Origin of the sequence: Caulobacter endophyticus (genome assembly GCF_003116815.1) — a bacterium.
Lineage (GTDB): Bacteria > Pseudomonadota > Alphaproteobacteria > Caulobacterales > Caulobacteraceae > Caulobacter > Caulobacter endophyticus.
This window is the reverse complement of sequence record NZ_QDKQ01000014.1, coordinates 82,368-96,782: the sequence shown is the minus strand read 5'-3', so window position 1 is coordinate 96,782 and position 14,415 is coordinate 82,368. Positions and strand designations below refer to the sequence as shown.

Genomic DNA, 14,415 nt, shown 5'->3' with positions numbered 1-14,415 from the left:
CCCCATCCCATGACCGCACGCGCCGCCCTGCCCTTCCTGGCCCTCGCCGCCCTCAGCCTCGCCGCCTGCGGCCATGCCCCGCCGGATGGACCGGGCGGTCGCGGTCCGGGCGGACCGAGCGGCCGTCCCGGTTTGCGCGGCGGTTGGTCTCCGGGCGAAGGCGGCCCTGGCGGTCCGCGCATGGGCGGCGGCAAGCAGGTGTTCATCAGCCCGGCGGGCGAGCCGTTCCGCGCCGACGCCGGCCAGCCCTACCCGGTGGCCCTGTGGTTCGCCGGCGCCGACGCCGACCACGATGGCGTGCTGACCCGCGAGGAGTTCCTCGCCGACTCCCTGCGCTTCTTCGACAAGCTGGACGCCGACAAGTCGGGCGTCCTCGACGGCTTCGAGGTCTCGGCCTACGAGCGCAACATCGCGCCCGAGATCGTCCAGGCCTCGGCCATGCCGCAACAGGCCCAGCCGTCCGGCGGCGGTCCCGACGGCGGAGACGGCGACGGGCCGCGCCGACGCCGCGACGGCGGCCTTGGCAACATGCTGCTGGGCGCTACGCCCTACGCGCTGCTGGCCGAGCCCCAGCCGGTGATGGGCGCCGACGCCGATTTCAATCGTCGCGTCACCCGCGACGAGGCGACCCGTGCGGCCAACGCCCGCTTCAGGCTGCTCGACAAGGACGGCGACGGCCGCCTGATCCTGGACGAACTGCCCCAGACCCGGATGCAGCGCATGCTGACCGGCGAGGACGAGCCTCGCGAAGGCGGCCGGCGCGGCAAGGGCGGCCGTCGCCCGCCACGCTGAGGCTTTTCACCCCGCCACCACGCCGGCGATGATGTTGATGCCCAGCGCCAGGATCGCGGTGTTGTAGAAATAGGCCGTGACCGCGTGGGCGGTGACCAGGTTGCGCAACGCCCCGGTGCGCACGTCATTGTCGGAGACCTGGAAGGTCGCCCCGATGCTGAAGGCCAGGTAGATGAAGTCCTTGTAGGTGCGGGCCGGCTCACCGGGAAAGCCGAAGCCGCCCTTCCCCGCCCCGGCGCCGAAATGGCGGTGGGCGTAGTGCAGCACGAACACCGAGTGCAGCACGATCCACGACAGCACCAGGGTCACCCCCGCGCAGGCCGCCGTCAGGTTCTTGACGAAAGCCGCCTGCGAGCGCGCGCCGATCATCGCCGCCACCACCGCAGCCAGGCTGGCGGCGATGGCCGACAGTACGATCAGCAGGATCAGCGAGCGCCCCTCGTCCTCGGCCGCGGCCTTGGCGCGAAGGGCCGCCTCATCGGTGGTGAGGAACAGGCGCCACAGCAAAACGGCGTAGATCGCGGCGCCGACGTCCCAGCCGATCAAAATATGCGTGCTTTCGGGCAGATTTATCTGGCGGGCGAAAAACCATGCAAAAGCCCTGCCAGCGCCCCCGCCAGCAGCCGCCAATGCCTTGTAATTAATAAGAATTTACCAACAGCACCGGTGCTTTTGCGCATCGCTCTCAGCCTGCCTTTTCCCCAGACAATCGTCCTTAACGCTGCATTTGTCTCGCCCGACACGTGAAACCGAACCGGGCTTCACCGGTTACTTCACCGGAACACTGGAACGACGCCATGACCGACCCCGACGCCCCGCCTCCGCTGGAGCCGCAAACGCCGGACGATCCGCCGGGCTCGACGCCCGACGAAGTCCCGCTTGAGCCGCCCCCTGTGCAGCCGGGCGACGATCGACCCTATGGCGCCGCTTCGGCCCCGTTCCCTCCCGTTACCAGTCCCGATTAGGAGCAAGACATGGACCTCGACAGCGAACGGCCCCGCGGCCGCCGAGGCTTCGCCGCCATGGATCCGGAACGCCGCCGCGAGATAGCTCGCAAGGGCGGCGCCAGCGTCCCCAGCGAGAAGCGCAGCTTCGCCAAGGACCGCGACCTCGCCGCCAACGCTGGCCGCAAGGGCGGTTCCTCGTCGCGTGGCGGCGGCCGCCTCGGCGCTCGCGACCTTTAGGAATGCCGCGGCCGAGGGGGGGACGGGCGACACAGCCAACGGTGGTGGCGCACGTATCAGGATTTTAGAGCCCGGATCGGTTTGCCGATCCGGGCTCTTGGGCTGTCCGCCGTCCAGCGGCCGGCCGCGACTTCTTCTTTCCGCTTCCGGAGCGATATTCAGGAGCGAAGCGCGAAGACGCCGAACGCCGGCGTCTCGCTGATCCAGCGCGTCTCGACGCGCCATCCGGCCTTCTCCGCCATCGCGGCGAAGGCGTCCGGGTCGTACTTGTAGGAATTCTCCGTATGGATCGTCTCGCCGGCCGCGAAGGCGATCGGCTCGCCGGCGATCTTGACGACCTGGTCACGCAGGCTGACCAGATGCATCTCGATCCGGCTCTCGACCGCGTTCCACACCGCCCGGTGAGCGAAGGCTTCCAGGTCGAAGGTCCCGTCCAGCTCGCGGTTGATGCGCACCAGCAGGTTCTTGTTGAACGCCGCCGTCACGCCGGCCGCGTCGTCATAGGCGGGAACCAGCACATCCTCGCTCTTGGCGATATCGGCCCCCACCACGAACAGAGCACCTGGTCCCAGAAGCTCGCGCGCCGCCGCCAGGAAGGCGATCGCCTCGTCCGTCGGGAAGTTGCCGATCGTCGAGCCGGGGAAGAAGCCGACCGCAGGCCGTCCTCGCGCCGCCGCCGGCAGGCCCAGCGGATGGGTGAAGTCGCCCACGGCCGGCGCCACTGTCAGTTTCGGATAGTCGGCGCGGATGGCTTCGGCGGCCGCCTCCAGGGCCGAGGCGCTGATATCCATCGGCGCATAGACCGCCAGCTGCGGCGCGGAGTCGAGCACGATGCGGGTCTTGGTGCTGGCCCCGCTGCCGAACTCGATCATCGCCGCGCCCTCGGGGATGCGCGCGGCGATCTCGGGCGCTATGCGGCGCAGCAGCGCCGTCTCGGTGCGGGTCGGATAGTATTCCGGCAGCACCGTGATCTCCTCGAACAGCCGCGAACCCTCGGCGTCGTAGAAGTACTTGCTGGACAGGCTCTTGGGGCTGGCGGTCAGGCCGGCCAGCACGTCGTCACGAAATCCCGCGTCCATGGTCCGCTCGCGTCCGCCCGCGCCGTCGCGCGCAAGGCGCACGCCCGAGAACATCCAGCGCTGGTCGGGGTGGAAGAAGTTACGATAGCTGGCCCGCGCATGGCCCGGCGGCGTGCCGGCCGCCCCGCCGCGCAGAACCATCTGGTTGACCATGAACTTGCCGTTGTACTCGCCCAGCGCCCCGGCCCCGGCCCGGAAACCGGGATAAGGCGCATAGGCGCTGGCCGTCCACTGCCAGGCCTCGCCCGACATCTGCTTGAAGCCCCTGCCCGAGCGCGCGGCGACTTCCCATTCGGCCTCGGTGGGCAGGCGCGCCCCGGCCCAGGTCGCAAAAGCGCAGGCCTCGTAGTAGCTGACGTGTGCGACAGGCGCGGCGAGATCCAGCGGGCGCAGGCCAGAGAGGCCGAACTCGCTCCAGGCGCCGTCCTCGTCCTGGCGCCAGTAGAGCGGTGAGGACCAGCCCTGCTCCTGCGCCATCGTCCAGCCGTCCGACAGCCAGAACTCGGCCCGCTCGTAGCCGCCATCCTCGATGAAGCCCAGCCACTCGCCGTTGGTGGTCAGGCGGTCGGCCAGGCGGAAGGGCTCCAGGAACACCCGATGAAGCGGCCGCTCGTTGTCGAAGGCGAAACCGCCCGCCTCGGCGCCGATCGTCTCGACACCGCCCTCGAAGCCGATGAACTCCAGGGCCGAAGCGGCCGCGCGCCGCGGATCGGGGCGCTCGCGATAGGCCGGCGACAGCGGTGACTGGGCGAACAGGTGCTGGATGTCCATCAGCAGCAGTTCCTGGTGCTGCTCCTCGTGGGCCAGGCCCAGCTCCAGCCGCTCCAGGATTTCCGGCGACAGCGCGCCCGACAGCAGCCGGGCCATGGCCGCGTCCACATGCCGGCGATAGGCCCCGACCTCGGCGCAGGAGGGCCGGGTCAGCAGGCCGCGCTGCGGGCGCGGCTGACGCGGTCCCAGGGCCTCGTAATAGGAATTGAAGATATAGCCGAAGGCCTGGTCATAGGGCTTGTAGCCCGGCAGGTACGGCGCCAGCAGGAAGGTCTCGAAAAACCAGGTCGTATGGCCCCGGTGCCACTTGGCCGGGCTGGCGTCGGGCATCGACTGGGCCGCCTGGTCCTCGGGAGACAGCGGCGCGGCCAGCGTCTCGGTGCGCGCGCGCACGGCGCGATAGCGGAAAAGCGGCGTGTCGACCGCCTCGGCGGCGGAGGTCAGGACCAGATTGTCGTCGGGGCTCATGGACGCTCCTGGCGCTTACGGGCCGCGCGCGCCGGCCGCTGTGCAAAACGGACCGGGAGCTTGGGCGTTCCCCGGGAGAGCGGCAAGTCGGCCTGCTGCCAGCATGGTGTCATCAGCAGTTCTCAATTCCTATCGAATTGATCTGATTTGATTCTCCCGCCTTGCGGGAGCGACAAGCAGGTAAATCCGCTTCGCGCGGCCTGTCTTGAAGAGTTCAGCGATGTCTTTCGCCTCTCCGCCCGAACCCACGCCATCGCGTCCGTTCGGCGCGCCGTCCGCGCCGGCCGACGATCCGCCGATCCTGATCGTGCCCGGCCTCTACAACTCCGGTCCCGATCACTGGCAGAGCCACTGGGAGCGCGCCCTGCCCAATGCCGAGCGCGTCGACCAGGTCGACTGGGAGCGGCCCACCCTGGGCGACTGGACCATCAGCCTTGCCGAGGCCGTGCGCAGCCGCCCCGGCGCGATCCTGGTGGCCCACAGCCTGGGCTGCGCGCTGGTCTGCCACCTGGCCCAGGTGACCGGCGGCCGGGGCGTGCGCGGCGCCCTGCTGGTGGCTCCGGCCGACGTCAATCGCGAGGGCCCCGCCGGCCGTCTGCTGATCGGCTTCTCGCCGATCCCCCGCCCGCGCCTGCCCTTCCCCACATTGGTGGTGGCCAGCCGCGACGATCCCTACGTCGCCATCGAGCGGGCCGAGGCCTTCGCCCGCGGCTGGGGCTCGCGCTTCGTCGACCTTGGCCGGGCGGGCCACATCAACGTCGACTCCGGCCACGGCGCCTGGCCGCGCGGCCGCACCCTGCTGAACGAGTTGATCCGGGTCACGGCCAACGCTTCGCCCCAGCCCTGAACCCGCTTCTGGCCTGACAAAAGACGACCCCCGCGAACCGGGTTCGCGGGGGTCGTTCTTTACGCGGACTGTCTAGACGTACTTTGCCAAGTTCGGCTTCGCGATCCTCAGCGCTTTGCTCCAGCCTCCTTATGGGCGAGCGCGCTGTTCCGCGAAGATCAAACCTCGGATCAGGCCTCAGGCGGCGGCCTGGCGGCTACGTACGCGGCTCATCCAGTCTTCCGGATAGGTCTCGCGCACGACGATCGACTTGAACTGGCCGACCGGGATGCGGGCGGCGTCGCCCGGCTGCAGGTCGCGCGAGACCGAGTGGCCCGCGAATTCCTGGATGATCGTGATCACCTGGCTGCTGCCGGCGGCGTTCTCGATGAGGATCATGGGGGTGTCTCTCTCTCTGAGAGGGCTTGAGGGCGCGTCAGAGGACGCGACGTTCCTGGGGCAGGCTCTGGCGGGTCCAGGCGTCGATGTCGGCCGAGCTCTGGAAGCGGCGGAAGGCGCCCTGGGTGTGGTCGGGGCAGTACGAGGCGCGCTTGCTGGTCGTCTCGCGGCCGCAGAAGCCGAAATCGCCGGCGTCCGGATTGCCGATCGGCCAGCGGCACGAGTGCATCGACAGGTCGAGGATGCTGGCGGTCGGGGTCAGCTCCTCCATCACCGCGGCCTGGGCGCGCATGGCCGGACGGGCCTGGGCCGGTGCGTTGGTGCGGGCCCGCGGGGCCTGGCGCGACACCCGGACGGTGACGGCGCGCTGGCGCACCGGGGTTTCGCGGACGGTGATGCCCAGGCGGTGGATCTTGCCGATGACGGCGCTGCGGCTGACGCCGCCCAGCTGGCGCGCCACCTGGCTGGCGCTCAACCCTTCGAGCCACAACTTCCTGAGCGTGGCGGTACGTTCCTCGTTCCAGTCCATGACGGTTTCCGCTTCTTAAGGGTGCGGGATCAGCCCCCGCCCTTCTTCGGTAGAATCATGGTTAACGGCGGTCAAATTCTTCCGTGCATACCCACGGTTCTCGAAATCACATTTTTCTAGTGAATCTCGCTAGATAGCAGACGATGTCGCAGGGAGCCCTTTTGAACTGCGGCAAGACCTTGACCGAATAACGTCGTTCCGCGATGAATTCACGGGTCAGAAACCGGCTTGGATTTGAATGCGGCGCGGCGTCGCAAGCCTTGCGACATAACGCCTACGGGGATTGTGATGCGTACCCTTTCCGCCGTCGCCGCCGCGACGCTCTGCCTGTGCTTCGGCCTGACCATGACCGCCTGCTCGAAGGGCGGCGAAACCTCCGGCTCGGGCGCCCCCGCGCCGCCCGCCGCCCCACCGCCGACCCCGGCCGAGAAGGCCGCAGCGCTGGCCGCCCTCCCCGCCCCCTACAACACCGGCGACCTGCTGAACGGCCAGAGCAAGTTCGCCCTCTGCCGCTCGTGCCACACCATCGCGCAGGGCGGCCCCAACATGACCGGCCCGAACCTTTACGGCGTGTTCGGCCGCAAGGCCGGGACCCATCCGAAGTACGCCTATTCGGACGCCGTCAAGAACGCCGGCTTCACGTGGGACGCCGAGCACCTGGACCACTGGCTCGACAATCCGCGCACCTTCCTGCCAGGCACCAAGATGACCTTCGCGGGCCTGTCCAACCCCAAGGACCGGATCGACTTGATCGCCTATCTGAAGGTCGAGACCGGTTACAAGCCCGAGCCCTCAGCGGCGACAGCCCCCGCACCGACATCCAAATGACCCCTCGCATCGCCCTCCTGACCCGGCTCTACGACGCCTACAACAAGGGCGATTTCGACGCCTTCGCAGCCGAGCTGGATCCCGCCGTCGACTGGCCAGACCAGATCGCCGGCGGCCGGCTCGTGGGGGTCGAGGCGATGCGGGCCTTATGGGCGCGGCGCGACGGCATGGTCCGGGTCGAGGCCGCGCCCCTGGAGTTCACCACGCTGGACGACGGACGGGTGTCGGTTTCCACGAACCAGACGGTGCATAACCTTGAGGGCCGCCTCTGGTCCGACAGCTGCGTGCGACATATCTACACGTTCCAAGGCGAGCGCGTGTCGCGCATGGATATAGTCGAGCGTTTGGACGAGGCGTAACGATGGCGAAGGCTGAAGTGTTGCTGACCCGGCACTTCGATGCGACGCGTCGGCGCGACCTCGAGACGGTGGTCGCCCAGCTTCACCCCGACATCGCCTTCGCCGACGTGCTGGAAGGCGGCCAGATCGTCGGCATCGAGGCCGCCCGCGGCTATTTCGAGCGCCAGTTCGCCATGGCCGGCGTCGATATCAGCCTGATGCGCGTGCGCCGCCAGACCGACGGCTGGGTCCACGCCGATGTCGAGATCGCCCTGCGCCGCCCCGACGGCCGCCTGTGGTCCCAGAACCTCGCCGTCATCGCCTACCTGATCCGCGACGACCTGATCGTCGGGATAGATCCGCAGCCGGATCCGGGGACGCGCTGACCCCGGCCCTCACGCCCCTTCGTCGTCCTCCCGGCCGTAGCGCGCAGCGCGAAGAGCCGGGACCCAGGGGCCGCCGCAAGGCGACTACAGAACCCCGTCACCGCGCCCTGTCCCCCTAGGTCCCGGATAAGCCCTTCGGGCTTTCCGGGATGACGAATTGTTTTTGACGACGGCCTAAGCCAGCAGGTCCGCGCAGGCGTCCAGCACGGCGTCGGCGTCCAGCCGGTACTTCGCGTAGAGATCCGGCAGGTCACCCGACTGGCCGAAGGTCTCCAGCCCCAGCGCCCGCAGGCGATGGCCGTGCACCGAGCCTAGCCACGACAGCGTCGCCGGCGCGCCATCGACCAGGGTCACCAGCCCCGCCTCGCGCGGCAGGTCGGCCAGCAACCGCTCCACCGTCGAGGTCCGCCTGGCGCCTTCCGTCCAGCGCGAACGGCCTGCCGCGGTCCAGTCGCGGTGCAGCACGTCGGCCGAGGTGACGGCCAGCAGACCCGCGCCCGGTTCGTCCTCCAGCAGGGCCGCGTGGGCCTCCAGCGCCTCGGGGGCCAGGGCCCCGCTGCAGACGATGGCCAGCCGCGCGTCCGGGGCCGGCGGCTTCAGCCAGTAGGCGCCCTCGACCACGCCGGTCTTCCAGGCCTGGTCAGAGCGCTCCGGCTGGGCGATGGCGCGGGTCGACAGTCGCAGATAGGTCGAGCAGCCGTCGGCGGCCTGGATGCGGTCGAAGGCGTGGGCCATCAGCACCGCCGTCTCGTCGGCGAAGGCTGGCTCGTAACTGTCCAGCCCCGGCTGGCTCATGCCGATGAGGGGCGAGCCGATCGACTGGTGCGCCCCGCCTTCGGGGGCCAGGGTCAGACCCGAGGGCGTCGCCACCAGCAGGAACCGGGCGTCCTGGTAGCAGGCGTAGTTCAGGGCATCGAGACCGCGAGCGATGAAGGGATCGTACAGCGTGCCGACCGGGAACAGGCGCTCGCCGAACAACGGGGCGGTCAGCCCCATGGCGGCCAGGGCGATGAACAGGTTGTTCTCGGCGATGCCCAGTTCGACGTGCTGCCCCGTCTCCCCCATCGACCACACCTGGGCAGAGGGGATGCGGCGGCGCTTGAAGACGTCCTCATGGGCGCGGCGATGGAACACGCCGCGCCGGTTAACGAAGCCGCCGAGATTGGTCGAGACCGTGACGTCCGGCGAGGTCGTCACCACGCGGCCGGCGAACTCGTCCTTGCGGGCGGCGATGTCGAACATGACCTTGCCGAAGGCGGCCTGGGTCGACTGGTCGCCGCCGCCTGCCACCGCCGCCAGGAGCTCGTCCTGCGTCGGCGTCGCCACGGTCGCCGCCGTGTAGTTGCGATCGTTGGCGATCGCGAAGGGCGCGCGGGCCACCAGGCCCTTCAGCGCCGTGCGCTCGGCCGATGACAAACCCGACAGCGCATCCCACTCCTCGCCCTCGACCACGCCCAGGCGCTCGCGCAGCTCGGCGATCTGGGTGGGGTTCATCAGGCCCGCGTGGTTGTCCTTGTGACCCTGGAACGGCAGCCGCAGGCCCTTGACGGTGTAGGCGATGAAGAACCGGGGCGCATCGTCACGCGAAGCCCGCTCGAAGGCCTCCAGGATCGTCTCCAGGCAGTGGCCGCCCAGCTCGGTCATCAGTTCGCCCAGGTCGACGTCCTTGTAGGCGCCGACCAGCGCCAGGGCGTCAGGCTCGCCCGCCAGGTCGGCGGTCAGCCGCTCGCGCCAGGCCGCCCCGCCCTGATAGGTCAGGGCCGAATAGAGGTCGTTGGGCGCGGTCTCGATCCAGGCCTTCAGCGCCGCACCGCCCGGTCGCTCGAAGGCCTCGCGCTGGCGCTTGGACCACTTCAGGGTCTCGACGGTCCAGCCGGCGGCCTCGAAGATCTCGCCATAGCGGGTGAACATCCGGTCCTTGGTCGTCGCGTCCAGGCTCTGGCGGTTGTAGTCGACGATCCACCAGGTGTTGCGCAGGTCGTGCTTGCAGGCCTCGATCAGGGCTTCGTAGATGTTGCCCTCGTCCAGCTCGGCGTCGCCCAGCAGCGAGATCATCCGCCCCATGGCCTCGGGCTTCACCGAGCCGCGCGCGGCCAGATAGTCCTGGGCCAGCGAGGCGAAGGCCGTGACCGCCACGCCCAGGCCCACCGAGCCGGTCGAGAAGTCGACGTCGTCCACGTCCTTGGTCCGCGAGGGATAGGACTGCGCGCCGCCCAGGGCGCGGAAGGCCTTCAGCTTGTCCAGGCTCTGGCGGCCGAACAGGTGCTGGATGGCGTGGAAGACGGGGCTGGCGTGCGGCTTGACCGCCACCCGGTCCTGCGGCCGCAGCGCCTTCATGTAGAGCGCCGTCATCAGGGTGGTCATCGAGGCGCATGAGGCCTGGTGCCCGCCCACCTTCAGCCCGTCGCGGCTTTCGCGACGGTGGTTGGCGTTGTGGATCGTCCACGACGCCAGCCAGAGAATGCGTTCCTCGAGACGCCGCAGCAGCGCGATTTCCTGCCGCTTGGCCGTCAGAGACCCGTCAGCCATGCTTCCTCACCCGTTTATACGGGTGAGGTATGCCCCTCGCCCGCCTTTTCGCGCGCTTCATAATCCTCGATCTGCCGCGCCGTCCACTCCGGAGATTTCGTGAAGCGTGCGAGCAGGTTGTAGAACACCGGAACGATGAACAGCGTTAGCAGGGTCGCCACGATCGCGCCGAAGAAGATCACGGCCCCGATCGTCTGGCGGCTTCCCGCCCCCGCCCCTGTCCACAGAAGCAGCGGCAGGGCGCCCATGGCGGTGGCGATCGAGGTCATGATGATCGGACGCAGGCGCAGGGCCGCCGCCTCGATCACCGCCTCGGTGACCTTCAGGCCTTCGTCGCGCAGCTGGTTGGCGAACTCGACGATCAGGATGCCGTTCTTGGCGGCGATGCCTATCAGGATGATCAGGCCGATCTGGCTGTAGGTGTTGATGGTCGAGCCGGCCATGACCAGGCCGAACAGCCCGCCCAGCACCGCCAGCGGCACGGTCAGCATGATCACCGCCGGGTGGATCCAGCTTTCGAACTGCGCGGCCAGCACCAGGAACACCAGCAGCAGGGCCAGGCCGAAGGCGATGGCGATCCCGCCCGAGCCTTCCAGATAGTCCTTGGCCTGGCCGCCCCACTTGATGCTGACGCCGGGCGTCGGGTGCTGCGCAGCCTGGGCCTGGAAGAAGCTGACCGCATCCTCGACCGTGTAGCCGGGCGAGAGCTGGGTGGTCAGGGTCACCGAGCGCAGGCGGTCGACGCGCGGGCGATCGGGGGTGTCGCCCCGCAGCTCGGTCTTGACCACCGTCGACAGCGGCACCAGGCCGCCGGCGTTGGTGCGCACCTGCAGCTTGTCGAGATCGGCCACGCTGCGGCGCTGGTCGAGCTCGGTCTGCAGGATGACGTCGTATTCCTGGCCGTTCTTGATGTAGGTCGTCGCCTGGCGCGAACCGAACATGGTCTCCAGCGCCCGGCCCACGGCCTGGGCCGAGACGCCGAGGCTGGCGGCCTTGTCGAGATCGATCTGCACCGACAGGCGCGGCGCGGTCGGCTCGTAGTCGATGCGCGGGCGCGAGAAGCCCGGGTTTTCCTGGGCGGCGGCCAGGATCGGCTTCAGCCAATTGGACAGCTGCACGTAGTCGTTGCCGACGGCGATCATGTCGACATTGGTGCCGCCACCACCGCCACCGCCCCCGCCGCGCTGGAAGGCGCCGCGAACGCTGGCCACGGCGCGCACGCCGGTGATCTTGGAGAGGTCCTTGTTGAGCTCGGCCGCCACGTCGTCGGCGGTCTTGTCGCGCTCGCCCCAGCCCTTCAGCACCACCACGCCGTTGCCCGAGTTGAACTGGCTCTGGCCGAAGCGCGGGATGGTCAGGATGGTGCGCTCGGCGATGCCGTCCTCGCGATAGCGAGCCATGATCTTCTCGATCTTGGCGCCGATGGCCGAGGTGTAGTCGAAGCCGGCGCCTTCCGGGGCGCTGATCTGGATGTCGACGCGGCCGCGGTCCTCGGCCGGCACCAGCTCCTTGGGCAAGCTGACGAACAGCAGCGCGGCGAAGCCGGCCAGCAGGATCACCGCCCCGCCGGCGGCGAAGCTGGCGGCGCGGACGCCCAGCAGGCCTTCGAGCGAGGCGCGGTAGCTCTCCTTCAGCCGGTCCATCGCCCAGTCCATGCGCTTGTTGAACCAGCCCCCGCCATGCGCGGGCTTGAGCAGCTTGGAGGCCATCATCGGCGACAGGCTGAGCGCCAGCACGGCCGAGAAGGCCACGGCGGCGGCGATGGCCACGGCCAGCTCGACAAAGAGGCGGCCGATATAGCCGGGCAGGAACATCAGCGGCGCGAACACCGAGATCAGCACGATGGTGGTCGCGACGACGGCGAAGAACACCTGGCGCGAGCCGCGCTGGGCGGCGATCAGGGCCGGCTCGCCCTCGTCCACCCGGCGCTGGATGTTCTCGACCACGACGATGGCGTCGTCGACCACCAGGCCGACGGCCAGCACCAGGGCCAGCAGGGTCAAGAGGTTCAGCGAGAAGCCCAGCGGGGCCAGGACGATAAAGGTCGACAGGATGCAGATCGGCGCGACGATCGAGGGGATCAGCGCCGAGCGCCAACTGCCCAGGAAGATCAGGTTGACCAGCGCCACCAGGCCCACGGACATGCCCATGGTGATCCAGACCTCGTGGATCGCCTCGGCGGTGAACACCGAGTTGTCCACGGCCACCACCAGCTTGGTGCCGGGCGGCAGGGTCTGGTTGATGACCTCGACCTCCTTGCGGACGGCCTCGGAGATGGCGACGTCGTTGGCCTGCGACTGACGGGTCAGGCCGATGCCGACCTGGTCGACGCCGTTGCCGCGGAACAGGCGCCGGCGCTCGTCCGGCCCTTCCTCGATGCGGGCCACGTCCGACAGGCGCAGCACGAAGCCGGCGCCGTCTGCAGCCCGGATCGGCAGGCGGGCGAAGTCGGCCGGCGTCGCATAGGCGCGGGCCACGCGGATGGTGAAGTCCTTGGCGTTGCTTTCCAGCGAACCGGCCGGCAGTTCCAGGTTCTGGGCGTTCAGCGCGTCCTCGACGTCGCTGACGGTGACGCCCCGGGCGGCCATGGCGTCGGCGTTCAGCCAGATGCGCATGGCGTAGATCTTGGCCCCGAACAGGTTGGCCTGAGCCACGCCGTCGATGGTCGACATCCGCTCGACCAGATAGCGGTCGGCGTAGTCGGCCAGCTCCAGCGGATCCAGAGTGGTCGAGGTCAGGTTCAGGATGATGATCGGCGAGGCGTCGGCGTTGGCCTTGGCGATCTGCGGCGGGTCGGCCTGGTCGGGCAGGTTGGCCGACACCCGGCTGACGGCGTCGCGCACGTCGTTGGCGGCGGCGTCCAGGTCGCGGTCCAGGCGGAAGGTGATGCTGATCTGCGAGCGGCCGTCGCGCGAGGAGCTGTTGACGCGGTCGATGCCCTGAATGCCGGAGACCTGGCGCTCGATCACCTGGGTGATGCGCTCCTCGATGACCTCGGCCGAGGCGCCGCGATAGACGGTCGAGATCGACACCACCGGCGGGTCGACGTTGGGCAGCTCGCGGATCGGCAGCGAGCCGAAGGCCGCCAGGCCGATAACGCACAGGATGATCGCCGCGACGGCGGCGAATACCGGGCGGCGGACGGAGATGTCAGAAAGCATCAGCCCGCCTTACGGTCTTGGGGCTTGCCGCCTTGACCGCCCGGGCCGCCGGCCGGCTTGGCCACGTCGCGCACCGCGCCGCCGTCCTGCACGCGGTTGAGGCCGTCGGCCACCACGACGTCACCGGCCTTCAGGCCCGAACGGATCTCGACGAAGCCGTCGGCCGTCAGGCCGGTGGTGATGTTGGTGCGGCGGGCGACCTGGCCCTTGTCGCCCTTGGCGACGAGGAACACCGAGGCCTGCTGGCCTTCGAACTGAACGGCCGCTTCCGGCACGGCCAGGCCCTGGCGCACGCCCTGGTCGATGGCGACCTTGACCAGCATGCCCGGCTTCAGGCGGCCGCCCGGATTGGGAAACTCGGCGCGGGCCTTGATGGCGCGGGTGGCCGCATCGATGCGGGTGTCGATCTGGGCGATCTGGCCCTGGAAGGTCTCGCCCGGCAGCGCGTCGGGGCTGGCCTTGATCGGCAGGCCGTCGCGCAGGGTGGCGAGATAGCGGTCGGGCACCGCGAAGTCGACGCGCACCACCGAGGCGTCGTCCAGGCTGACGATGGCCCCGCCCGGTGCGATCAGCGTGCCGGGGGCGACGTCGGAGATGCCGACGCGGCCGGCGAACGGCGCGCGGATCACGCGGTCCAGGCGCTGGGCCTTGGCCGAGGCCAGGGCCGCCTTGGCGCTCTCGTAGGCGGCCAGGTTCTGCTCGGCCGTGGCGCGCGGGGCGATGCCCTTGTCGGCCAGGGTCTTCCAGCGGTCGTAGTTGCGCTTGGCCTGGTCCAGATTGGCCTGGGCCTGGGCGATGTCGGCGGTTTCCTGGTCGTCCTTCAGCGTGACCAGGACCTGGCCGCGCGAGACCAGCTGGCCGTCGGTGAAGTGGACGGCGGTGATCAGCTCGGTGGTGTTGGAGGTGATGGTCACCGACTGGCGGCCCTTGGCCACGCCCAGCACTTCGATGCGGTCGGTGAAGGCACGCTGGGCCACGGCGACCTGTGACACGGCCGTGGCGCGGCCGCCTGGACCGCCCTGCCCTTCGGCCTTGCCGCCGAGCAGCAGCTTGGCTCCGCCGGCCAGGATCATCAGGATCAAGGCGACTCCGGCCGCGATGAGGAAGAAGTGCCTGCGGATCACA

The 14,415-nt window shown here is 69.4% G+C and carries 14 protein-coding genes; 7 read left to right on the top strand and 7 right to left on the bottom strand.

What is annotated here, in order from left to right; all coding sequences use genetic code 11:
• The first annotated feature begins 9 nt into the window (after positions 1 to 9).
• Positions 10 to 792, top strand: coding sequence for an EF-hand domain-containing protein (locus DDF67_RS02450; RefSeq protein WP_109099374.1), 783 nt, complete (start codon positions 10 to 12; stop codon positions 790 to 792).
• Between the two features lie 6 nt (positions 793 to 798).
• Here the strand turns inward: DDF67_RS02450 and DDF67_RS02445 are convergent, their stop codons facing one another.
• A complete protein-coding gene (locus DDF67_RS02445; RefSeq protein WP_233247509.1) occupies positions 799 to 1,338 on the bottom strand; it encodes a DUF1345 domain-containing protein in 540 nt (179 codons plus the stop codon).
• A 251-nt stretch (positions 1,339 to 1,589) separates the two neighbouring features.
• Here DDF67_RS02445 and DDF67_RS25670 point away from each other — a divergent pair, with 251 nt between their 5' ends.
• Together DDF67_RS25670 and DDF67_RS02440 are read left to right on the top strand one after the other, a co-directional pair.
• The gene (locus DDF67_RS25670; protein ID WP_199229121.1) at positions 1,590 to 1,757 is read left to right on the top strand and encodes a hypothetical protein; all 168 of its coding nucleotides are present in this window, start codon (positions 1,590 to 1,592) and stop codon (positions 1,755 to 1,757) included.
• A 9-nt stretch (positions 1,758 to 1,766) separates the two neighbouring features.
• Positions 1,767 to 1,976, top strand: coding sequence for a KGG domain-containing protein (locus DDF67_RS02440; protein WP_058350544.1), 210 nt, complete (start codon positions 1,767 to 1,769; stop codon positions 1,974 to 1,976).
• Between the two features lie 158 nt (positions 1,977 to 2,134).
• Here the strand turns inward: DDF67_RS02440 and egtB are convergent, their stop codons facing one another.
• Positions 2,135 to 4,294, bottom strand: a complete 2,160-nt coding sequence (gene egtB, locus DDF67_RS02435; protein WP_109099372.1) for an ergothioneine biosynthesis protein EgtB — start codon at positions 4,292 to 4,294, stop codon at positions 2,135 to 2,137.
• Between the two features lie 220 nt (positions 4,295 to 4,514).
• Between egtB and DDF67_RS02430 the strand changes: the two genes are divergently transcribed.
• Complete coding sequence (locus tag DDF67_RS02430) at positions 4,515 to 5,141, top strand: alpha/beta hydrolase (protein WP_109099371.1); 627 nt, start codon at positions 4,515 to 4,517, stop codon at positions 5,139 to 5,141.
• A gap of 177 nt (positions 5,142 to 5,318) precedes the next feature.
• Here the strand turns inward: DDF67_RS02430 and DDF67_RS02425 are convergent, their stop codons facing one another.
• Complete coding sequence (locus tag DDF67_RS02425; protein WP_058350547.1) at positions 5,319 to 5,519, bottom strand: hypothetical protein; 201 nt, start codon at positions 5,517 to 5,519, stop codon at positions 5,319 to 5,321.
• A gap of 37 nt (positions 5,520 to 5,556) precedes the next feature.
• On the bottom strand, positions 5,557 to 6,048 hold the full coding sequence (locus tag DDF67_RS02420) for a GcrA family cell cycle regulator (protein ID WP_109099370.1): 492 nt from the start codon (positions 6,046 to 6,048) through the stop codon (positions 5,557 to 5,559).
• A 288-nt stretch (positions 6,049 to 6,336) separates the two neighbouring features.
• Between DDF67_RS02420 and DDF67_RS02415 the strand changes: the two genes are divergently transcribed.
• The 3 genes from DDF67_RS02415 to DDF67_RS02405 are packed head-to-tail and all read left to right on the top strand — an operon-like array spanning position 6,337 to position 7,600.
• A complete protein-coding gene (locus DDF67_RS02415) occupies positions 6,337 to 6,876 on the top strand; it encodes a c-type cytochrome (protein WP_109099369.1) in 540 nt (179 codons plus the stop codon).
• Positions 6,873 to 7,235, top strand: a complete 363-nt coding sequence (locus tag DDF67_RS02410) for a nuclear transport factor 2 family protein (protein ID WP_109099368.1) — start codon at positions 6,873 to 6,875, stop codon at positions 7,233 to 7,235. The genes DDF67_RS02415 and DDF67_RS02410 overlap by 4 nt, the downstream gene beginning before the upstream one ends.
• Positions 7,236 to 7,237: 2 nt before the next feature.
• Complete coding sequence (locus tag DDF67_RS02405) at positions 7,238 to 7,600, top strand: nuclear transport factor 2 family protein (protein ID WP_109099367.1); 363 nt, start codon at positions 7,238 to 7,240, stop codon at positions 7,598 to 7,600.
• Between the two features lie 174 nt (positions 7,601 to 7,774).
• On the opposite strand, the gene DDF67_RS02400 is transcribed toward DDF67_RS02405, so the two are convergent.
• The 3 genes from DDF67_RS02400 to DDF67_RS02390 are packed head-to-tail and all read right to left on the bottom strand — an operon-like array spanning position 7,775 to position 14,414.
• The gene (locus DDF67_RS02400) at positions 7,775 to 10,129 is read right to left on the bottom strand and encodes a transketolase (protein ID WP_109099366.1); all 2,355 of its coding nucleotides are present in this window, start codon (positions 10,127 to 10,129) and stop codon (positions 7,775 to 7,777) included.
• 14 nt (positions 10,130 to 10,143) lie between these two features.
• Positions 10,144 to 13,290 carry an efflux RND transporter permease subunit gene (locus DDF67_RS02395; protein WP_109099365.1) on the bottom strand — a complete coding sequence of 1,049 codons (3,147 nt, stop codon included), beginning with the start codon at positions 13,288 to 13,290 and terminating at the stop codon, positions 10,144 to 10,146.
• Positions 13,290 to 14,414, bottom strand: coding sequence for an efflux RND transporter periplasmic adaptor subunit (locus DDF67_RS02390; protein WP_109099364.1), 1,125 nt, complete (start codon positions 14,412 to 14,414; stop codon positions 13,290 to 13,292). The genes DDF67_RS02395 and DDF67_RS02390 overlap by 1 nt, the downstream gene beginning before the upstream one ends.
• Position 14,415 lies beyond the last annotated feature (1 nt).